This is a genomic window from Streptomyces sp. NPDC049879 (assembly GCF_044461265.1).
Lineage (GTDB): Bacteria > Actinomycetota > Actinomycetes > Streptomycetales > Streptomycetaceae > Streptomyces.
Genome location: NZ_JBITKT010000007.1, coordinates 329,142 through 349,332, shown reverse-complemented (window position 1 = coordinate 349,332; position 20,191 = coordinate 329,142). Strand labels below are relative to the sequence as shown.

Genomic DNA, 20,191 nt, shown 5'->3' with positions numbered 1-20,191 from the left:
AGGTAGTTGTCGTCGTCCCCCGCTCAGGAGCTTTCGTGACCTCCACCCCCTCTCCGATAACCAGGCAAGGCGATTGGTCCGACGTCCGTCTGATCCATGCCCTGGAGGAGGTGGTCGAGCGGGAACTGAACCGGCACCTCGCCGTCGCGAAGGACTGGATGCCCCACGAGTACGTGCCGTGGAGCGACGGCCGGAACTTCGACGGTCCCCTCGGGGGCGAGCCCTGGGACCTCTCCCAGTCCAAGGTCACCGACGTCGGCCGCACCGCCCTCGTCGTGAACCTCCTCACCGAGGACAACCTCCCCAGCTACCACCGCGAGATCGCCAACATCTTCGGCCAGAACGGCGCCTGGGGCACCTGGGTGCACCGCTGGACGGCCGAGGAGGGCCGCCACGGCATCGTGCTGCGCGACTACCTCCTCACCACCCGCGCGGTCGATCCGGTCGAGCTGGAGAACTTCCGGATGTCCCACATGTCGGAGGGCTACGAGTCCGACAACAACCACTCCATGCTGCACTCGGTGGCCTACGTCGCCTTCCAGGAGCTGGCCACCCGCATCTCCCACCGCAACACGGGCCGCGAGTCCGGCGACCCGGTGTGCGACAAGCTGCTGGCCCGCATCGCCACCGACGAGAACCTGCACATGGTCTTCTACCGCAACCTCCTGCGCGCCGCGTTCGAGCTTGCCCCCGACCAGACCATGTGCGCCGTCCGCGACGTCGTCACCCGCTTCCGCATGCCGGGACACGGCATCCCCGGCTTCGAGCGCGCCGCCGCCCGCATGGCGCTCGGCGGGATATACAACCTGCGCATCCACCACGACGACGTGCTCCAGCCCGTCCTCCGCTTCCTCAAGGTCCTCGAAGTCTCGGGACTGGGCCCCGAGGGCCTCAAGGCCCAGGAGGAACTGGGCCTGTTCATGAACGGTCTCGACGCCGAGGCCCGGACGTTCGAGGAGCGCATGGCCGCCCGCGCCGCCCGCCTGGCCGCGCGCGGCCAGAAGACCACCCCGTAACCCCCCCCGTACACCGCAGGAAGATCCGGCGGCGGCCCTGCCCCGCCGGAATCCGGTTGCCCCCGCACGCCGCACCCCCGTACCGTCGGGGCGTTCTGTCGTCGCACGGGGGAGAGGCCGTTGAGAAGCTGAGGTCGCGGACACCGTGAGCACGTGGCAGGCGTACCGGTAGGTACGTCCTCCAGCCGCGCGCCGCGCCACCGACCTCGCACGCGAACGGCCCCGGCACGCGCCCGCGCGCCCGCCCGTTCCCGTCGTCTCCGGTCAGCCCCGCCCGGTCGGCTCAGCCCCCGGCTCCGGTGTCTCCACGTCGCAGGTCACCCCCGTACTGCCTCGGACACCTCAGGAGACCCCGCATGAGCGCTTCCGCCGTGCACATCACCTGCACCCGCCTCACCCACACCTGGCCGGACGGCACCCCGCTGTTCGACGGGCTCGACTTCGCCGCCGGGCCGGGCCGCACCGGACTCGTCGGCCTCAACGGCAGCGGCAAGTCCACGCTGCTGCGCATCGTCGCGGGCGAACTGACGCCCGCCTCCGGCTCGGTCCGCGTCGGCGGCGAGGTCGGGTACCTGCCGCAGAACCTCACCCTCGACACCACGCGCCGCGTGGACGACGTCCTCGGCGTCGCCCGCACCCGCGTCGCCCTGCACGCCATCGAGAACGGCGACGCGTCGCCCCGGCACTTCGACGCCGTCGGCGACGACTGGGACATCGAGGAGCGCACCCGCGCCACCCTCGACCAGCTCGGCCTGACCCACGTCGCGCCCGACCGCACCGTGGGCCAGGTCTCCGGCGGCGAGACCGTCCTGCTGCGCCTCGCCGCGCTGCTGCTGCGCCGCCCGTCCGTGCTCCTGCTGGACGAGCCGACCAACAACCTCGACCTCGCCGCCAGGCACCGCCTGTACGACACGGTGACCGCCTGGCGGGGCGTCCTGGTGGTCGTCAGCCACGACCGCGAGCTGCTGGAACGCGTCGACCGCGTCGCCGACCTGCGCGCGGGCGGCATCACCTGGTACGGCGGGACGTTCTCCGCGTACGAGGCGGCGCTCGCCGTCGAGCAGCGCGCCGCCGGGCGCGCCGTACGGTCCGCGGAGGCGGACGTGCGCCGCCAGAAGCGCGAACTCATCGACGCGCACGACAAACTCGCCGGCCGCGCCCGTGGCGCGCGGAAGGCGTCCGAGAACGCCCGCGCGCCCCGGATCGTGATGCGGGCGCGCAAGTCCGCCGCCCAGCAGAGCGCGGGCAAGTTCCTCGGCCTCCACCAGGAACGGCTGGCCGGGGCCAGGGAACGCCTCACCGAGGCCGAGGACGCCGTCCGGGACGACGACGCGATCCGCGTCGACCTGCCGCACACGCAGGTGCCGCCGCGCCGCCGCGTGCTGAGCGTGCGGGACCTGGCGGTCCGGGACGGCGCGCCCGCCTCGCTCGACGTGGTGGGCCCCGAACGGATCGCGCTCGTCGGCCCGAACGGCGCAGGCAAGACGACACTGCTCGACACGCTCGCGGGTCTGGCGGCCCCCGCCGCGGGCACCGTCGAGGTGCACGTGCCGCTGCGCTACCTGCCGCAGCGGCTCGACCTCCTCGACCCGGCGGCGAGCGTCCTGGAGAACGTGCGCCGGTTCGCTCCCGACGCGCCCCCGCAGGAGGTGCGGGCGCGGCTCGCGCGGTTCCTGTTCCGCGGGGACCGTCCCGACCAGGCGGTCGGCACGCTCTCCGGCGGCGAGCGCTTCCGCGCCTCGCTGGCCGCCCTGATGCTGGCCGAGCCCGCGCCGCAACTCCTGCTGCTCGACGAGCCGACCAACAACCTCGACCTCGCCGGGGTGCACGCCCTCACGACGGCGCTGGAGTCGTACCGGGGCGCGCTGCTCGTCGTGAGCCACGATCTGCCGTTCCTGCGCGGCCTGGGCATCACGCGCCGCCTCACGCTGGACGGCGGGCTGACGGAGGGCGGGCCGCTGTGACGCCGGGGGCGGCCGGTGGGGCGGCCGGACGGGGTGTCCGGCCGCCCCCGGGCCGCTCAGGTCATCTGGCGGGCCTGGAGCCGGGCGTACGCGCCGCCCAGCCGCAGCAGCTCGGCGTGCGTGCCGATCTCCTGGATGCGGCCCTGCTCCAGCACGATGATCCGGTCCGCGTTCCGCACGGTGGACAGGCGGTGCGCGACGACGAACACCGTCCGCCCCCGCATCAGCCGTGCCATGGCCTCCTGCACCAGCGACTCGGAGCGGGTGTCGAGCGCGGACGTCGCCTCGTCCAGGACGAGGATGCGCGGGTCCCTGATCAGCGCCCGCGCGATCGCGATGCGCTGGCGCTGCCCCCCGGACAGCCGCGCGCCGCGTTCGCCGACGACCGTGTCGAGCCCGGCGGGGAGCCGGTCCACGAACTCCAGGGCGTTCGCGTCCGCGAGCGCGGCGCGCACCGCCTGGTCGTCCACGTCCGGCAGGCCGTAGCCCACGTTCTCCCGGATGCTGCCCTCGAAGAGGACCGACTCCTGCGGCACCACCGACAGGAAGCGCCGGTAGCTGCGCAGGTCGAGCGAGGACATGTCCGTGCCGTCGAGCAGGATGCGCCCCGACACGGGTCTGATGAAGCCGATCAGCAGGTTGAGCACGGTGGACTTGCCCGCGCCCGACGCGCCGACCAGGGCGACCGTCTCGCCCGGCCGCACCGACAGGTCGAAGTCGGTGACGGCGGCGGTGCCCTCGCCGTCGTAGCGGAAGTCGACGTGCTCGAAGTCGAGCCGGCCCTTCACGGCCGACACCTCGGTCTTGCCCGCGTTGATCTCCAGGTCGGGCGCCTGCAGGACCTCGCCCGCCGAACGCACCGACTCCAGGCCCTTGGTGATGATCGGCGCGAGGCCCATCAGCATCGTCATGGAGCCGGTGAGCGTGGTGAAGAACGTGCTGAGCATCACCACGTCGCCCGCGGTGATCGGCAGCCAGGCGTAGTACGAGATCAGCGCGGCGCCCGACAGGAAGCCGATGCCGATGGTGTTGAGGAGGATCCAGGCGATGGCGCCGAAGTGCCCGTTGAGCAGGTCGAGCCGTATGCCCGCCGACAGGACCTGCCGCAGCGTGCCGTCCACGCGGACCAGCGCGGCCCGTTCCAGGCCGTGGGCGCGCGTCACGGGGATCAGGCTGGTCATCTCGCCGACGCGCGACGAGAGTTGCTCCACCTGGCGGCGGTACTTCTCGTTGTGGCTGCGCAATCGGCCGCGCAGCCTGCGGACCAGGAGGGTCGCGGCCGGGACGAGGACCACGAAGGCGGGCAGTGCCGCCGGGACCCGTACCGCGATGACGACCAGGCCGCCGACGAGCGTGATGACGGCGGCGAGTCCGGTGTCCGCGCTCTGCTGGACCGACTGCTCGATGTTCTCGACGTCACGGATCACCTTGGTCTGGAGAGCGCTTGCGCTGACGCGTGAGTGGTAGCCGATGGACAGCTCCTGCATACGCCGGCACAAGGCCGAACGCAGGCCGGTGCCCACGCGCCGGACACTGCCGTGCATGCAGCGGACGTAGAGCAGATGGGTCGGGTAGTTCAACAGCAGGACCACCGTCACCACAAGGGTGTTGGCGCCCATTTCGGAGATGGGCCGCTGCTCCACGACGATGTCGATGATGTTGGCCGTGATCAGCGGCAGCAGCCACACCGGGCTGTGCTTGACCACGAATGCCAGCACCGCGGTGAGAAGCCGCAAGCGGTCTTCCCGGAAGAGGTAGGCGAGGGTCCGCACCGGGTGTTCCCCCTGGTAACGGTGTTCCAGAGGACCTTGCGGAAGAGCCATGACAGCAGCACTCCAACGTCCAGGGAATGAGTTGGGATGACCTTGCCCCCGAAATGGATCGAACACTCACCGAAATGTCGATAGCGGGTGGACTCTTCCCTTTTCCTTCAGGTTCGCGGTAATTCATATACATGGTGAGAGTAGCCATGTATGGAGCCAACTCTTTCCGAAACGGCGGCGGTGTCATCCCCCAGCGGTCCGATCTCGCAACTTCCGTATAGTCGCGCAACACGGCATGGCGTGCGCCCCCGTGCCATTCCGCCGGGCGTTCGCAACCACGCGCCTCGGCCGGTCGGGTGACCGGGGGCGCGAAAGGCGCGAGGGCGCTCCGGCCGAATCCGTTCTAAATAGCGCCAATATCGAAAGAGTGTGCTCGAATTCCGCTCGATATACGACGAGTTGGGGTCACTGCGTCATGCCGCCCTGGCACATGCCAACACTCGGACCATGGACAGCAGATCCGGCGCCCCGCCCGCCCCGCTCCCCTCAGGTCCCGCAGCGACGCCCGCGCCCCACGCCGGTGCCTGGCGCTTCACCGTCCCCCCGGACGACCTGTCGGTGCCCCAGGTCCGGCACGCCGTCCGCGACCTCCTCCGCCGCAGAGCGGCCCCCCTGTCGGCCGACATGCTCGGCAACGCCCTGCTGATCCTCTCCGAGCTGGTCACCAACGCCGTACGGCACGCCGCCCTCCTCACCCCCCAGATCGGCGTGGAGGTGGCCCTGGACGCCCACTGGCTGCGGCTTTCGGTCGAGGACGGGCACCCCTACCGCCCCCGCGCCCTCGCCGTCACACCCGACCGGCACGGCACCGGAGGACGCGGCCTGCTGCTCGTCAAGGCGACCGCCGCCGAGACCGGCGGCTCGTGCGGCGTCGAACCCACCGCGGCGGGCGGCAAGGTGGTGTGGGCCGCCCTGCCGCTCGACCGGCTGTGAGCCCGGACCCGGCCCGCGCCGCCCTCACCACCCGGCGGCCGGGCCGGTGACCTCCCTGATCCCCGGCAGCGCCGCGTCGAGCACCGTCCCGAACCACGCCGAGAACGGCCCGCCCGCCCGCAGCCGCGCCAGCTCCCCCGGCGTCACGAACTCGGTCTCGGCGACCTCGGCCGGGTCGGGCCGCAGCGGCGCCGTGACGACCCCCGCGTACAGGTGGTTGAACTCCTGCTCCACCAGACCCGACGCGGGGTCCGGGTGGTTGTAGCGGACCGTGCCCGCCGTCCGCAGCAGGTCGGGCGCCGCGCCCAGTTCCTCGGTGGTGCGCCGCGTCGCCGCGAGGAAGGGCTCCTCACCCGGCAGCGGATGCCCGCAGCACGTGTTCGACCACACACCGGGGGAGTGGTACTTGCCGTGCGCGCGGCGCTGGAGCAGCAGCCGTCCCGCGTGGTCGAAGAGGAAGACGGAGAACGCCCGGTGGAGCTGCCCGGGAGCCTGGTGGGCCGCCAGCTTCTCGGCCGTGCCGATGGTCCTGCCGTCCTCGTCCACGAGTTCCAGCATGATCGGCTCCGCCGCGACGGCGCTGCTGTGGGGCATGGCTACCTTTCCCTCATTTCCCGGAGCACGCCGTAACGGCGCATTTCCCAGGTTTTCTGGCTTTCCCCGGATCTGCCCGGTTTCCCGGCCAGTCTGCCGCACGGCCCCCCGCGCGCGGGCCCGCTTGCGGAATGACGCGCCTGCCCCCGCCTCCACCCCCGGGTGGAGGCGCCGCCCCGTCCCGCGGCCGGGGAAGCCGTGCGCGGCAGGCCGGCAGCGGGTTCCCGGGCGCGCACGGTGATGCCCGCATCGCATAAGGTCGCCTCGGTCCCCCGCGGGAACCATGCCGTGGGAGCCGTGCCATGCGAGCCTGACGTGAACGCCGGGTTTCCTCACTCCAACGCCATTCTTGCCGCACGGTGGTCATCGGATAATCTCTGCCGACGTGCGGGCCGCAGAGAGCGGTTCCGCCCCAAGGAGTGAGTCAAGCTGTCGACCGCGATCCTCACCGGTTCGCCCCTTCCCGGGTCGCCCCTCGAAGACGACCTGCGCGCGCTGGGATTCACCGTCACGGTGGCCGACGACGCCGCCGCGTTGACCGACGCCCTCGCCGCCGCCCCGGCGGGCGGACGCGTCGCGCTCGTCGATCCGCGCTTCACCGGCCACCGGCACAGCCTGCGCCTGGGACTGACCGATCCACGCTTCGACGCCGCCGCGATCCCCGGCGCCGTGACCGCCCGCCCGCAGGCGCGCCCCGCCCTGGCCGCCGCGCTCGGCGGCGCGACAGCGCGGACGGCCCCCGCCGCGACGCGCAACCCCGTTGCGGGCGGCGCCCGTTCCGCCGCACGCCCGGCCACCGCGCCGCTCGCGGACCGCGTCGCCGCCGCCGTCGAGGCGGCCGGCACCGCCGTCCACCGCCCCGAACTCGGCGCCCTCGTCGCGGCCGTCCCCGCCACCGAGGCGGAACGGGCCGAGGCCGCCGCCGCCGTCGCCGCCGTGGACGACGAGGCCGTACGGCTCCGCTCCGCCGTCAAGTCCCGCGACGGGTTCGTCACCACCCACCTCGTCAGCCCGTACTCCCGCTACCTCGCCCGCTGGTGCGCCCGCCGCGGCCTGACGCCGAACCAGGTGACGACCGCTTCCCTGGTCACCGCGCTGATCGCCGCGGGCTGCGCCGCCACCGGCACCCGCACCGGCTTCGTCGCCGCGGGCGTCCTCCTGCTGCTGTCCTTCGTGCTCGACTGCACCGACGGCCAGCTCGCCCGCTACTCCCTCCAGTACTCCACCCTCGGCGCCTGGCTCGACGCCACCTTCGACCGCGCCAAGGAGTACGCGTACTACGCCGGACTCGCCCTCGGCGCCGCCCGCGCCGACGACGACGTGTGGGCCCTCGCGCTATCCGCGATGATCCTCCAGTCCTGCCGCCACATCGTGGACTTCGCGTTCAACGACGCCCACCCCCCCGCCGCGGGCAGCGGCGGCACGCGCGCACCCGCCGTCGCCCTGTCCGGACGGCTGGACAGCATCGGCTGGACGGTGTGGGCCCGCCGCATGATCGTCCTGCCCATCGGCGAACGCTGGCTGCTCATCGCCATCCTCACCGCGCTGACCACGCCCCGCGTCACCTTCATCGTCCTGCTCGCCGCCTGCGGATTCGCCGCCTGCTACACCACCGCGGGCCGCCTGCTGCGCTCCCGCCGCCTCCCAGGACCGACCCCGCAGGCCGCCCTGACGCTGACCGGCCTCACCGACAACGGCCCGCTCGCCGCCCTGGTCAGCCGCCTCCCCGCCAGGCGCGGCCCGTTCCCCGCCCCCGCCTGGGCGCTCGGCGGAACGGCGCTGCTCGTCGCGACCGCGCTGTGGTCGGGCACCGACGGCGGCTGGGTCACGGTCCTGGCCGCCGCCTGCTACGCCTTCGCCGCGGGCCGCGCGCAGGCCGCGCCCCTGCGCCGCCCGTTCGACTGGCTGCTGCCGCCGCTGTTCCGGGCCGGCGAGTACCTGACGATCCTGGTCCTGGCGGCCCGCAGCGAGGTGAACGGAGCCTTGCCGGCGGCTTTCGGCCTGGTGGCCGCTTGCGCCTACCATCACTACGACACGGTGTACCGCCTCCGCGGCGGTGCCGGGGCGCCTCCGCCCTGGCTGGTCCTGGCCACCGGCGGCCACGAGGGGCGCACCCTCCTGGTCACCGTCGCCGCCGCCCTCTGGGCGTCGGGGCAGGGCTTCACCGTCGCGCTGACCGTCCTCGCCGGGGCGCTGGCGCTCCTGGTGCTGGCGGAGAGCATCCGATTCTGGGTCTCCTCGCAGGCACCGGCCGTACACGACGAAACAGGAGAACCCGCATGATCGGCCTCGTGCTGGCCGCCGGCGCCGGACGGCGTCTTCGCCCCTACACCGACACCCTGCCCAAGGCACTGGTGCCGGTCGTGAACCACGAGGGCGAGGACGCGGACACCAGAACCGTCCTCGACCTCACGCTGGCCAACTTCGCCGAGGTCGGCCTCACCGACGTCGCGATCGTCGTCGGCTACCGCAAGGAGGCCGTGTACGCGCGCAAAGCCGCGCTGGAGAGCCGCTACGGCGTGCGCCTCACCCTCGTCGAGAACGACAAGGCGGAGGAGTGGAACAACGCCTACTCCCTGTGGTGCGCCCGTGACGTGATCGCGGAGGGCGTCATCCTCGCCAACGGCGACACCGTCCACCCCGCCTCCGTCGAGCGCACGCTGCTCGCCGCGCGCGGCGGGGACCGCCGCATCATCCTCGCCCTCGACACGGCCAAGAAGCTCGCCGACGAGGAGATGAAGGTCGTCGCGGACCCCGAGCTGGGCGTGCGGCGCATCACCAAGCTCATGGAGCCCGCCGAGGCCACCGGCGAGTACATCGGCGTCACCCTGATCGAGCCGGACGCCGCCGCCGAACTGGCCGACGCCCTGCGCACCACGTTCGAGCGCGACCCGCAGCTGTACTACGAGGACGGCTACCAGGAGCTGGTCAACCGCGGCTTCCGCATCGACACCGCCCCCATCGGCGACGTCAGCTGGGTCGAGATCGACAACCACGAGGACCTCGCCAGGGGACGGGAGATCGCGTGCCGGTACTGACCCGTCTCATCCCGTCCCCCGTCTCGGTGGACATCGCCGCCGGGGCGCTGGACAACCTGGGCGGGCTCCTCGCCGACCAGCGGATCTCCTCCTCGGGACGGCTCGCCGTCGCGATCAGCAACGGCTCGGGCGCCGCCCTGCGCGACCGCCTGAGCCCGGCCCTGCCGGGCGCCGACTGGTACGAGGTCGGCGGCGGCACCATCGACGCCGCCGTCCAGCTGGCCGACGCGATGCGCTCGGGCCACTACGACGCCGTCGTCGGCCTCGGCGGCGGCAAGATCATCGACGCCGCCAAGTACGCCGCCGCCCGCGTCGGCCTGCCCATGGTCGCCGTCGCGACGAACCTGGCGCACGACGGCATCTGCTCGCCGGTGTCCACGCTCGACAACGACGCGGGCCGCGGCTCGTACGGCGTGCCGACGCCGATCGCCCTGGTCGTGGACCTCGACGTCATCAGGAACGCCCCGGTCCGCTACGTCCGCTCGGGCATCGGCGACGCCGTCTCCAACATCTCCGCCATCGCCGACTGGGAGCTGTCCCACCGCGAGACGGGCGAGCAGGTGGACGGCCTCGCCGCCGCCATGGCCAGGCAGGCGGGGGAGGCGGTGCTGCGCCACCCGGGCGGCTGCACGCAGGACCCGTTCCTCACCGTCCTCGCCGAGGCCCTGGTCCTGTCCGGCATCGCCATGACGATCGCGGGCCACACCCGCCCGTCCTCCGGCGCGTGCCACGAGATCTCCCACGCCCTCGACGTCCTGCACCCCAGGCGCTCCGCGCTGCACGGGGAGCAGGTCGGGCTCGGCGCCGCCTTCGCGATGCACCTGCGCGGGGCGCACGACGACTGCCGGCTGATCGCCGACGTGCTGCGCCGCCACGGGCTGCCCGTGCTGCCAGGCGAGATCGGCTTCAGCACCGAGGAGTTCGTGACGGCCGTCGCCTTCGCCCCGCAGACGAGGCCGGGCCGTTACACCATCCTCGAACACCTCGATCTGACCACCGACGAGATCAGGGACGCGTACGCGGACTATGTCAAAACCATCGGTAGCTGAACTCAGGCCGGTCGTGCACCCCGCCGGGGTCAAGGACCGGCGCAGCGGTGAGCACTGGGCCGGGCGCCTGTACATGCGGGAGATCTCGCTGCGCTGGACCAGGCACCTGGTCGGCTCGCGGATCAGCCCCAACCAGCTCACGTACCTGATGGTCGTGGCGGGCGTCGCGGCGGGCGCCGCCCTGCTGATCCCGGGCCTGGCCGGGGCGGTGCTCGCCGCGCTGCTCATCCAGCTCTACCTGCTGCTCGACTGCGTCGACGGCGAGGTGGCCCGCTGGCGCGCGCAGACGTCCGTCACCGGCGTCTACCTCGACCGCGTCGGCCACTACCTGGCCGAGGCCGCGCTGCTCGTCGGCTTCGGCGTACGGGCGGCCGACGTCTTCGCGGCCGAGGAGTCCGCGCCCAACTGGCTGTGGGCCTTCCTCGGCACCCTGGCCGCGCTCGGCGCGATCCTGATCAAGGCGGAGACGGACCTGGTGGACGTCGCCAGGACCCGCAGCGGTCTGGCGGCGGTCAAGGACGAGGCGGCGACGCCCCGGTCCTCCGGTGTCGCGCTCGCGCGGCGCGCGGCGGCGGCCCTCAAGTTCCACCGGCTGGTGGGCGGGGTCGAGGCGTCGCTGCTGATCCTGGTGGTGGCGGTGCTCGACCTGATCGGCGGCGACCTGTTCTTCACCCGCCTCGGTGTCGCGCTGCTCGCGGGGATAGCGGTCCTCCAGACGCTGCTGCACCTGGTGTCGATCCTCGCGTCCAGCAGGCTGAGGTGACATCTGTGGGCACGGCACAGCTCAAGCTCGGCGCGGTCGTCCTCACCATGGGCGACCGGCCGGAGGAACTCCGCGCGCTGCTCGACTCGGTGGCGGCCCAGGAGGGCGAACGGATCGAGGTGGTCGTCGTCGGCAACGGCGCGGCGCTCCCCGGCCTGCCCCCAGGCGTCCGCAGCGTCGAACTCCCCGAGAACCTCGGCATCCCCGGTGGCCGGAACGTGGGCATCGAGACGTTCGGTCCCGGGGGCGGTGAGGTCGATATGTTGCTGTTTCTGGACGACGATGGACTACTTCCAGACAAAAACACGGCGCAATTGGTTCGGGCGGCGTTCGCGGACGATCCGAAGCTCGGCATCGTGAGCTTCCGCATCGCCGATCCGGAGACGGGCACCACACAGCGGCGGCACGTTCCCAGGCTGCGCGCCTCCGACCCGATGCGCTCCTCGCGCGTGACGACGTTCCTCGGCGGCGCCAACGCCGTGCGCACCCAGGTGTTCCAGCAGGTCGGGGGCCTGCCCGACGACTTCTTCTACGCGCACGAGGAGACCGACCTCGCCTGGCGCGCCCTGGACGCCGGGTGGTCCATCGACTACCGCGCGGACATGCTCCTGTACCACCCGGCGACCCCGCCGTCCCGGCACGCGGTCTACCACCGGATGGTGGCCCGCAACCGCGTGTGGCTCGCCCGCCGCAACCTGCCGCTGCCCCTGATCCCCGTGTATCTCCTGGTCTGGGTGCTGCTGACCCTGGCGCGCCGTCCGTCGGGCAGCGCGCTGAAGGCGTGGTTCGGCGGCTTCGCCGAGGGCTGGCGCACGCCGAGCGGTCCCCGCAGGCCGATGCGTTGGCGTACGGTATGGCGCCTGACCCGTCTGGGACGCCCCCCTGTCATCTGACAAGCTCGGGTCTGAGACCATCCCCGTGCCGCTGTACGGCGGCAGTGCCTACCGCCTTTGCCCTGCGAGGACGAGAGTTACCAGGTGAGCGAGACCACGCGCGAGAGTGCGCCCCCACGCGCCGTACCACTGGCCGAACTGGCGGCCAGGCACGGCCTGACCGTCAGCGGTGCGCGGCCTTCCCTTCCCGAGTACATGAGGCAGCTGTGGGGGCGCCGGCACTTCATCGTCGCGTTCTCCCGGGCCAAACTGATGGCCCAGTACGGCCAGGCGAAACTGGGCCAGCTGTGGCAGGTGTTCACGCCCCTGCTCAACGCGTGCGTCTACTTCCTGATCTTCGGACTGCTGCTCGGCGGACGCGCCGGGATGACCAACCGGGAGTACATCCCCTTCCTGGTCACGGGCGTCTTCGTCTTCACCTTCACCCAGGCGTCGGTGATGGCCGGGGTCAAGTCGATCTCGGGCAACCTCGGGCTGGTGCGCGCCCTGCACTTCCCGCGGGCCTCGCTGCCCATCGCCTTCTCGCTCCAGCAGCTGCAGCAGCTGCTCTACTCGATGATCATCCTGGTCGTGATCGTCATCGGCGCCGGACACTACCCGGCCCTGACCTGGCTCCTGGTCGTCCCGGCGCTCGCCCTCCAGCTCGTCTTCAACGCGGGCCTGGCCATGATCATGGCCAGGCTGGGCAGCAACACCCCCGACCTAGCCCAGCTGATGCCCTTCATCCTCCGCACCTGGATGTACGGCTCCGGCGTCATGTTCCCGCTGCGGACGATGGTCGAGGGCCGCGCCGACGGCCCGAGCTGGGTCGCCACCGTCCTGGAGGCGAACCCCGCCGCCGTCTACATGGACCTCATCAGGTACGCGCTGATCGACAGCGACATGCACAACGCCATACCGGCGACCACCTGGCTGTGGGCCCTGGGCTGGGCCGTGGTGATCGGTGCCGGCGGATTCCTGTTCTTCTGGAAGGCGGAGGAGAAGTACGGCCGTGGCTGACAACACCCCGGCCCTGGCGGCCGACGACGGGCGCAAGCCGACCGTGATCGCCGAGGACCTCCACATCGTCTACCGCGTCTACGGCGCGGGGAACCGCGGCAACGCCACCGCCGCCCTGCGCCGCATGATCCGCCGCGAGCCGTCCCGCCGCGTCCGCGAGGTGCACGCCGTGCGCGGCGTCAGCTTCGTCGCGTACCGCGGCGAGGCCATCGGCCTCATCGGCACCAACGGCTCCGGCAAGTCCACGCTGCTGCGCGCCATCGCGGGCCTCCTGCCCGCCGAGAGCGGCCGGGTCTACACGGACGGCCAGCCGTCGCTGCTCGGCGTGAACGCCGCGCTGATGAACGACCTGACCGGCGAGCGCAACGTCATCCTCGGCGGCCTGGCCATGGGCATGTCCCGCGACCAGATCCGCGCCCGGTACGACGACATCGTGGACTTCTCGGGCATCAACGAGAAGGGCGACTTCATAAGCCTGCCGATGCGCACCTACTCGTCCGGCATGCAGGCCAGGCTGCGGTTCTCCATCGCCGCAGCCAAGGACCACGACGTGCTGATGATCGACGAGGCGCTCGCCACCGGCGACAAGAAGTTCCAGCGCCGCTCCGAGGCCCGCGTCCGCGAGCTGCGCGAGGAGGCGGGCACCGTCTTCCTCGTCAGCCACAACAACCGGTCGATCCGCAACACATGCGACCGCGTCCTGTGGCTGGAGAAGGGCGAGCTGGTGATGGACGGCCCGACCGACCAGGTGCTGAAGGCCTACGAGGAGGAGACGGGCAAGTAGCCCGCCGCCCCGCCCGACCCCCGCCCGGAACCACTGGAGCCCGGCCGCGTGTCCCCGGCCGGGCTCATCAGACCATAAGGTAAAACAGCAGACATGACGACCACGGCGTGCTGGACGACGAGGGGCCGCCCGTGCTGACGGCGACACCGGGCGGCGGCCCCGGCGGCACGGGGGAGAGCGGCGGCACGGGGGACCCCGGGGGAGTGCTCGCCAAGGCGGCCCACGAGAACTTCCCGGTCGCCCCCCGCTTCCTCCCCCGCGCCTGGCGCGACGACCTGATGGCCGTCTACGGGTACGCCCGCCTCGTGGACGACATCGGCGACGGCGACCTCGCGCCCGGCGACGGCGACGCCGTGCTCCTCGGCCTCGACGCCGACGCCGTGACCGACCCCCTCGCCATGCTGGACGCCGTCACCGACGACCTCCACCGCGTCTTCGCCAGCGCCCACGGCGGCCCCCCGCCCCGGCACCCGCTGGTCCGCGAGCTGATCCCCACCGTCCGCCGCGCGGGCCTCACCCCCGGCCCGTTCCTCGACCTGATCGAGGCCAACCGGATCGACCAGCGCGTCAGCCGCTACCCCGACTGGGACGCCCTCCTCGACTACTGCCGCCTGTCCGCCAACCCCGTCGGCCGCCTCGTCCTGGCCATCACCGGCACCGCCACCGAGGACAGCCTGCGCCGCTCCGACGCCATCTGCACCGCGCTCCAGATCGTCGAGCACGTCCAGGACGTCGCCGAGGACCTGCGCCGCGACCGCGTCTACCTGCCCTCCGACGCCATGCGCCGCTTCCGCGTCACCGAGGACGACCTCGCCGCGCCCACGGCCAACGCGTCCGTGCGCACCCTGGTCGCCTGGACGACCGACCGGGCACGTAGGCTGCTGGACGAGGGAGCCCCGCTGGTGGGGAGCCTGCACGGGCGGCTGCGACTGCTCCTCGCCGGCTTCGTCGGCGGCGGACGCGCCGCCGCCCAGGCCATCGCCGGCGCCGGGTACGACGTGCTGGCGGGCCCACCCCGACCGTCCAAGGGCGGCCTGCTGTACGCGGCGGGAACGACACTGCGAAGAGGAACGTGAGCTTCAATCCCGTGAGTCCCGCACCCAGGAGAGCCCCGCTGCCGCCCGCCGTCTTCGCGGCCTACGAGTACTGCGCCGCCGTCTCCACCCGGCACGCCAGGAACTTCAGCTACGGCGCCCGCCTCATGCCCCTGGCCAAGCGCCGCGCCCTCTACGCCCTCTACGCCTTCGCACGGCGCGTGGACGACATCGGCGACGGCACCCTCGCCCCCGACGTCAAGGAGACCCGCCTCACCGGCACGCGCGACCTCCTCCAGCGGGTCCGCGACAAGCAGGTCACCGAGGACGACACCGACCCCGTCGCCGTCGCCCTGGCCCACGCCACCCGCCGCTTCCCGATCCCGCTCGGCGGCCTCGACGAGCTGATCGACGGCGTACTTCTCGACGTCCGCGGCCACGCCTACGAGACCTGGGACGACCTGCGCCACTACTGCCGCTGCGTCGCCGGGGCCATAGGCCGTCTGTGCCTGGGCGTCTTCGGCACCGCGCCCGGCGCCCGCGGCACCGACCGCGCCGCCGAGTACGCCGACACCCTCGGCCTCGCCCTCCAGCTGACCAACATCCTGCGCGACATCCGTGAGGACGCCGACAACGGCAGGACGTACCTCCCCGCCGAGGACCTCCGCGCCTTCGGCTGCGAGGCCGGTCCCCACCTCGACCCCGCGCCGCCCGGCGCCGACTTCCCCGGCCTGGTCCGCTTCGAGGTGCGCCGCGCCCGCGAGCTGTTCGCCCAGGGCCTGCGGCTGCTGCCCATGCTGGACCGCCGCTCCGCCGCCTGCGTCGCCGCCATGGCCGGCACGTACCACCGGCTGCTCGACCTGATCGACGAGGACCCGCACGCCGTCCTGCGCGGCCGGGTCGGCCTCCCCGGCGCCCAGAAGGCCGTCGTCGCCCTGCGCGGCCTGACGGGATTCGACACCCGCCGCGTCGCGCGGGCGGGCCGCACATGACACCGCCCCCGGCCCCGCACACGTCCCCGCACACAGCGGTCGTCGGCGGCGGCCTCGCCGGGATCACCACCGCCCTCGCCCTCGCCGACCGCGGCCACCGCGTGACGCTGCTGGAGACCCGCCCCCGCCTCGGCGGCCTCGCGTTCTCCTTCCGCCGCGACACCCCCGCGGGGCAGATCACCGTGGACAACGGCCAGCACGTCTTCCTGCGCTGCTGCACCGCCTACCGGGGCTTCCTCCAGCGCATCGGCGCCACCGCCCTCGCCCCCCTCCAGCGCCGCCTCGACGTGCCCGTCACCGACGCCGCCACGGGCCGCACCGGCCGCATCCGCAGGACCGCCCTGCCCGTCCCCCTGCACCTCGCGGGCTCCCTGGCGCGTTACCCCCACCTCTCCCCGGCGGAACGGGCCGCCGCCCCCCGCGCCGTCCTCGCCCTGCGCCGCCTCGACCCCGCCGACCCCGCGCTGGACGACCAGGACTTCGCCTCCTGGCTCCGCCGCCACGGCCAGAGCGACCGCGCCGTCACCGCCCTGTGGGACCTCATCGGCGTCGCCACCCTCAACGCGCGGGCCGCCGACGTGTCCCTCGGCCTGGCCGCCATGGTCTTCCGCACCGGCCTGCTCACCGAGCCTGGCGCCGCCGACATCGGCGTGCCGGACGTGCCCCTCGGCGAACTGCACGACACCCTCGCCCGCACCGCCCTGGACAGCTCCGGCGTCACCACCCACCTCGCCACCCGCGTCCGCCGCCTGCGGCCCGCCCCCGGCGGCGGCTGGCGCGTCACCGTCAGCTCACGCTCCCTCGCCCCGGCCGCGCAGCCCGTCCGCGAGCTGACCGCCGACTCCGTCGTCGTCGCCGTCCCGCCGGACGCCGCACGGGCGCTGCTGCCCCACGACGCCCTGCCCGACCCGTCCGCCCTCGCGGCCTTCGGCACGGCACCCATTCTCAACGCCCACGTCCTGTACGACCGGACCGTGCTGCCCCGCCCGTTCCTCGCCGCCCTCGGCAGCCCCGTGCAGTGGATCTTCGACCGCACCCGTCCGGCCGGGGTCACCGAGGGCCAGTACGTCGTCCTGTCGCAGTCCGCCGCCCAGGAGGAGATCCAGCTCCCGGCCGACGTCCTGCGCAAGCGCTACCTGCCCGAGATCGCCCGCCTGCTGCCCGCCGCACGCGGCGCGCGCGTCCGCGACTTCTTCGTCACCAGGGAACGCGCCGCCACCTTCGCCCCCACCCCGGGCGTGGGGCGGCTGCGCCCGGGACCGGTGACCCGCGCCCCCGGCCTGCACCTGGCCGGTGCGTGGACCGCCACCGGCTGGCCCGCGACGATGGAGGGCGCCGTGCGCAGCGGCCTCGCCGCCGCGCGCGCCGTCGCACCGTGACGGCGCGTCCCGTGACCCCCCTGACCACCCCCGCACCGCCCGCACCGGAAGTCCCGCCCCGAGCACCACGCACGCCCAGCGCCAAGGAGAGCATGTGAACGCCACGGAAGCCCAGCCCGCCAGCGCCGTCCCGGCGCTGCTCGCCCGCGGACGGGAACTGGCCGCTCCCGCGCTGCGCTCCGCCGTCGCCAGGCTCGCCCCGCCGATGGACACCATCGCCGCCTACCACTTCGGCTGGATCGACGCCGAGGGCCGCCCCACCGACGCCGACAGCGGCAAGGCCGTACGGCCCGCCCTCGCCCTGCTCTCCGCCGAGGCGGCCGGTGTGCCCGCCGACGCGGGCATCCCCGGCGCGGTCGCCGTCGAGCTGGTCCACAACTTCTCGCTGCTCCACGACGACCTGATGGACGGCGACGAGCAGCGCAGGCACCGCGACACGGTCTGGAAGGTCCACGGCCCCGCCCAGGCCATCCTGGTGGGCGACGCGCTGTTCGCCCTCGCCATCGAGGTGCTCCTCGAACCGGGCACACCGGACGCCGCCCGCGCCACCCGCCGCCTCGCCACGGCCAGCCGCCGCCTGGTGGACGGCCAGGCCCAGGACATCGCCTTCGAGCACCGCGAGCGCGTGAGCGTCGCCGAGTGCCTGGAGATGGAGGGCAACAAGACCGGCGCCCTGCTGGCCTGCGCCGCCGCCGTCGGCGCGGTCCTCGGCGGCGCGGACGACCGCGTCGCCGACGCGCTGGAGGAGTACGGGCAGCGCCTCGGCCTCGCGTTCCAGGCCGTGGACGACCTGCTCGGCATCTGGGGCGACCCGGCCACCACAGGCAAGGCCGCCTGGAGCGACCTGCGGCAGCGCAAGAAGTCGCTGCCCGTCGCCGCCGCGCTCGAAGGCACAGGACCGGCCGCCGGGCGGCTCGCCGCGCTGCTGATGGCGGACGCCAAGAAGTCGCCCGAGGAGTTCGAGGACTTCGACGAGGCCGAGTTCGCCACCCGGGCCGCGCTCATCGAGGAGGCGGGCGGCCGCCGCCTCGCCGAGGAGGAGGCGAGGCGGCAGTACGACGCCGCGCTCGGCGCGCTGGACGGGCTCGACCTGCCCGACGGCGTACGCGGCCGGTTCGAGGCGCTGGCGGACTTCGTGGTGGTGCGCACGAAGTGAGCGCGCCCCCCGGCGTCACCCGTCCGTGAGGAGCGCGCGGCGCAGCCCCGCCAGGTCGGCGGCCGTCAGCCCCAGCGCGTCGCCGAAGTACGCCGCGGGCCCGCCCCAGGCCGCGTCGATCTCGTCGAACGCCGCCGCCAGGTACTCGGCGCGCGCGTCGAACAGCGGCGCCAGCAGCTCCCCGACCTCGGCCGCCAGCGCCTCCGTCAACGGCGGGGCGCCGCTTCCCCGCCGCACGGGGTAACGGCGGTGCGGCGCGTTCGACTTCAGGTAGTCGGCCACGATCGCGTCGCGCTCCACGCCCACCGCGAGCAGCGTCAGCGCGACGGTCAGCCCGGCCCGGTCCTTGCCCGCCGCGCAGTGCAGCAGCGCGGGCGTGCCCCCGCCCGCCAGCGCGCGCAGCACGCGCCCCAGCTCCACCGTCCGGTACTGCACCATGTGCCGGTACGAGGTGACCATCCGCCCGGCCGCCCGCCCGCCGTTCAGCGCCTCCCGCAGCTCCGCGACGCCGCCGTCCCGCACCATCGCCCAGAACTGCGCGCCGTCCGCCGGGTCGCTCAGCGGGACACCGACGTTCCGCACGCCGGGCAGCGCCACGTCCGGGCCGTCCAGCGCCTGGTCGGCGGCGTTCCTGAAGTCGAAGACCGTCCGCAGGCCGAGTGACGCCAGGAAGGCGCGGTCGGACGCGGTCGCCGCCGCCAGGTGGCCGCTGCGGAACAGCCGCCCGGGGCGCACGCGCCGCCCGTCCCCGGCCGGCAGGCCGCCGAGGTCTCTGAAGTTGCGCACGCCGGTCAGCACGGGCTCGCCGGTCTGCGGTGCCGTCATGGACCCTCCTCGCTCGTCAGGCAGGGGCAGCGAAACCCTACGGCGCCCGGACGCCCCCGCCCAGAGGCCCCGGCCACGCCGTCCGGCGGCTCCGCGGGGTCCGTCCGCGCCTGCGCCACCGCCGGACCGGCGGCCGCCCGCGCGCCCCGGCGCGTCCGGGGCCCCCTGCCCGGCGCCCGGCCCCGGGCGCATGATGGGACGTGTGACCGACGCACTCTTCCCCCGCGACCGTGCCGACGTGGCACCGGGGGCCGTGCACCTGCCGGACTGGCTCGACGACGCCCGGCGGCACGCCCTCCTCGCCGCCTGCCGCGCGTGGGCACTGCCGCCCGCAGGGCTGCGCACGGTCCGCTTCGGCGGCGGCGTCATGTCCGTCCGCCAGGTCTCCCTCGGCCGCCACTGGCACGCGGGCGGCTACGCCCGCACCGTCGTCGACGGCGACGGCGCGCCCGTGAAACCGTTCCCCGCCTGGCTCGGCGCCCTGGCCGCCGCGGCGGCGGCCGACGCGGGCTTCCCGCCGCCCGCCGACCCCTACGACATCGCGCTCGTCAACTTCTACGACGCCTCGGCCCGGATGGGTATGCACCGGGACTCCGACGAGCACTCGCCCGCGCCCGTCGTGTCGTTCAGCCTCGGCGACACGTGCGTCTTCCGCCTCGGCGGCACCGAGCACCGGGGCCGCCCGTGGACCGACACCGAACTGCGCTGCGGCGACGCGTTCGTCTTCGGCGGCCCCGCCAGGCTGGCGTACCACGGGGTGCCGCGCACCCGTCCGGGCACCGCGCCGCCCGGTCTCGGGCTCACCGGGCGCCTCAACATCACGGTCCGCGCCTCCGGCCTCGACTGACCGCCGGGACGGCGCGCGCGGTCAAGACAGCCGCTGCCGTATTCACCCGTAGGGAGGTGGCGAGGGGTGGCGATTGGCGGAACTGTAGCTCTGCGCAGTGGT

The 20,191-nt window shown here is 73.6% G+C and carries 18 protein-coding genes; 15 read left to right on the top strand and 3 right to left on the bottom strand.

Annotated elements, in window-relative coordinates:
* The first annotated feature begins 35 nt into the window (after positions 1-35).
* Positions 36-1,016: an acyl-ACP desaturase gene (locus ACIBPC_RS24655; protein WP_362959906.1), complete on the top strand. Its 981-nt coding sequence runs from the start codon at positions 36-38 to the stop codon at positions 1,014-1,016.
* Between the two features lie 356 nt (positions 1,017-1,372).
* Positions 1,373-2,980, top strand: coding sequence for an ABC-F family ATP-binding cassette domain-containing protein (locus ACIBPC_RS24650; protein WP_398847582.1), 1,608 nt, complete (start codon positions 1,373-1,375; stop codon positions 2,978-2,980).
* Positions 2,981-3,036: 56 nt separating this feature from the next.
* On the opposite strand, the gene ACIBPC_RS24645 is transcribed toward ACIBPC_RS24650, so the two are convergent.
* The gene (locus ACIBPC_RS24645) at positions 3,037-4,803 is read right to left on the bottom strand and encodes an ABC transporter ATP-binding protein (protein ID WP_362959900.1); all 1,767 of its coding nucleotides are present in this window, start codon (positions 4,801-4,803) and stop codon (positions 3,037-3,039) included.
* A 447-nt stretch (positions 4,804-5,250) separates the two neighbouring features.
* On the opposite strand from ACIBPC_RS24645, the gene ACIBPC_RS24640 reads away from it, so the two are divergent.
* On the top strand, positions 5,251-5,736 hold the full coding sequence (locus ACIBPC_RS24640; RefSeq protein ID WP_362959897.1) for an ATP-binding protein: 486 nt from the start codon (positions 5,251-5,253) through the stop codon (positions 5,734-5,736).
* A gap of 24 nt (positions 5,737-5,760) precedes the next feature.
* Here ACIBPC_RS24640 and idi read toward each other — a convergent pair whose 3' ends face one another.
* Positions 5,761-6,330, bottom strand: a complete 570-nt coding sequence (gene idi / locus ACIBPC_RS24635; protein WP_362959894.1) for an isopentenyl-diphosphate Delta-isomerase — start codon at positions 6,328-6,330, stop codon at positions 5,761-5,763.
* A gap of 429 nt (positions 6,331-6,759) precedes the next feature.
* On the opposite strand from idi, the gene ACIBPC_RS24630 reads away from it, so the two are divergent.
* The 11 genes from ACIBPC_RS24630 to ACIBPC_RS24580 all read left to right on the top strand — a co-directional run bounded on the left by ACIBPC_RS24630 (position 6,760) and on the right by ACIBPC_RS24580 (position 18,417).
* The gene (locus tag ACIBPC_RS24630) at positions 6,760-8,613 is read left to right on the top strand and encodes a DUF5941 domain-containing protein (protein WP_398847672.1); all 1,854 of its coding nucleotides are present in this window, start codon (positions 6,760-6,762) and stop codon (positions 8,611-8,613) included.
* Positions 8,610-9,368: a sugar phosphate nucleotidyltransferase gene (locus ACIBPC_RS24625; RefSeq protein WP_398847579.1), complete on the top strand. Its 759-nt coding sequence runs from the start codon at positions 8,610-8,612 to the stop codon at positions 9,366-9,368. Before ACIBPC_RS24630 ends, ACIBPC_RS24625 begins: the two co-directional genes overlap by 4 nt.
* Positions 9,356-10,417, top strand: a complete 1,062-nt coding sequence (locus ACIBPC_RS24620; RefSeq protein WP_362959888.1) for an iron-containing alcohol dehydrogenase family protein — start codon at positions 9,356-9,358, stop codon at positions 10,415-10,417. The genes ACIBPC_RS24625 and ACIBPC_RS24620 overlap by 13 nt, the downstream gene beginning before the upstream one ends.
* On the top strand, positions 10,395-11,180 hold the full coding sequence (locus ACIBPC_RS24615) for a CDP-alcohol phosphatidyltransferase family protein (protein ID WP_362959885.1): 786 nt from the start codon (positions 10,395-10,397) through the stop codon (positions 11,178-11,180). The genes ACIBPC_RS24620 and ACIBPC_RS24615 overlap by 23 nt, the downstream gene beginning before the upstream one ends.
* Before the next feature lie 47 nt (positions 11,181-11,227).
* The gene (locus tag ACIBPC_RS24610; protein WP_398847670.1) at positions 11,228-12,073 is read left to right on the top strand and encodes a glycosyltransferase family 2 protein; all 846 of its coding nucleotides are present in this window, start codon (positions 11,228-11,230) and stop codon (positions 12,071-12,073) included.
* Between the two features lie 84 nt (positions 12,074-12,157).
* The gene (locus ACIBPC_RS24605) at positions 12,158-13,072 is read left to right on the top strand and encodes an ABC transporter permease (RefSeq protein WP_398847577.1); all 915 of its coding nucleotides are present in this window, start codon (positions 12,158-12,160) and stop codon (positions 13,070-13,072) included.
* Positions 13,065-13,856, top strand: coding sequence for an ABC transporter ATP-binding protein (locus ACIBPC_RS24600; protein WP_362959879.1), 792 nt, complete (start codon positions 13,065-13,067; stop codon positions 13,854-13,856). Before ACIBPC_RS24605 ends, ACIBPC_RS24600 begins: the two co-directional genes overlap by 8 nt.
* Positions 13,857-14,059: 203 nt before the next feature.
* Complete coding sequence (hpnC, locus tag ACIBPC_RS24595) at positions 14,060-14,932, top strand: squalene synthase HpnC (RefSeq protein ID WP_398847669.1); 873 nt, start codon at positions 14,060-14,062, stop codon at positions 14,930-14,932.
* 11 nt (positions 14,933-14,943) lie between these two features.
* A complete protein-coding gene (hpnD, locus tag ACIBPC_RS24590; protein ID WP_398847574.1) occupies positions 14,944-15,882 on the top strand; it encodes a presqualene diphosphate synthase HpnD in 939 nt (312 codons plus the stop codon).
* The gene (gene hpnE / locus ACIBPC_RS24585; RefSeq protein ID WP_398847573.1) at positions 15,879-17,261 is read left to right on the top strand and encodes a hydroxysqualene dehydroxylase HpnE; all 1,383 of its coding nucleotides are present in this window, start codon (positions 15,879-15,881) and stop codon (positions 17,259-17,261) included. The genes hpnD and hpnE overlap by 4 nt, the downstream gene beginning before the upstream one ends.
* Before the next feature lie 94 nt (positions 17,262-17,355).
* A complete protein-coding gene (locus tag ACIBPC_RS24580) occupies positions 17,356-18,417 on the top strand; it encodes a polyprenyl synthetase family protein (protein WP_362959871.1) in 1,062 nt (353 codons plus the stop codon).
* A gap of 15 nt (positions 18,418-18,432) precedes the next feature.
* On the opposite strand, the gene ACIBPC_RS24575 is transcribed toward ACIBPC_RS24580, so the two are convergent.
* Positions 18,433-19,242 (bottom strand): tyrosine-protein phosphatase, encoded by an 810-nt coding sequence (locus tag ACIBPC_RS24575; RefSeq protein ID WP_398847571.1) that lies wholly within the window; start codon positions 19,240-19,242, stop codon positions 18,433-18,435.
* A 202-nt stretch (positions 19,243-19,444) separates the two neighbouring features.
* On the opposite strand from ACIBPC_RS24575, the gene ACIBPC_RS24570 reads away from it, so the two are divergent.
* Positions 19,445-20,089, top strand: coding sequence for an alpha-ketoglutarate-dependent dioxygenase AlkB (locus ACIBPC_RS24570; RefSeq protein WP_398847569.1), 645 nt, complete (start codon positions 19,445-19,447; stop codon positions 20,087-20,089).
* Positions 20,090-20,191 lie beyond the last annotated feature (102 nt).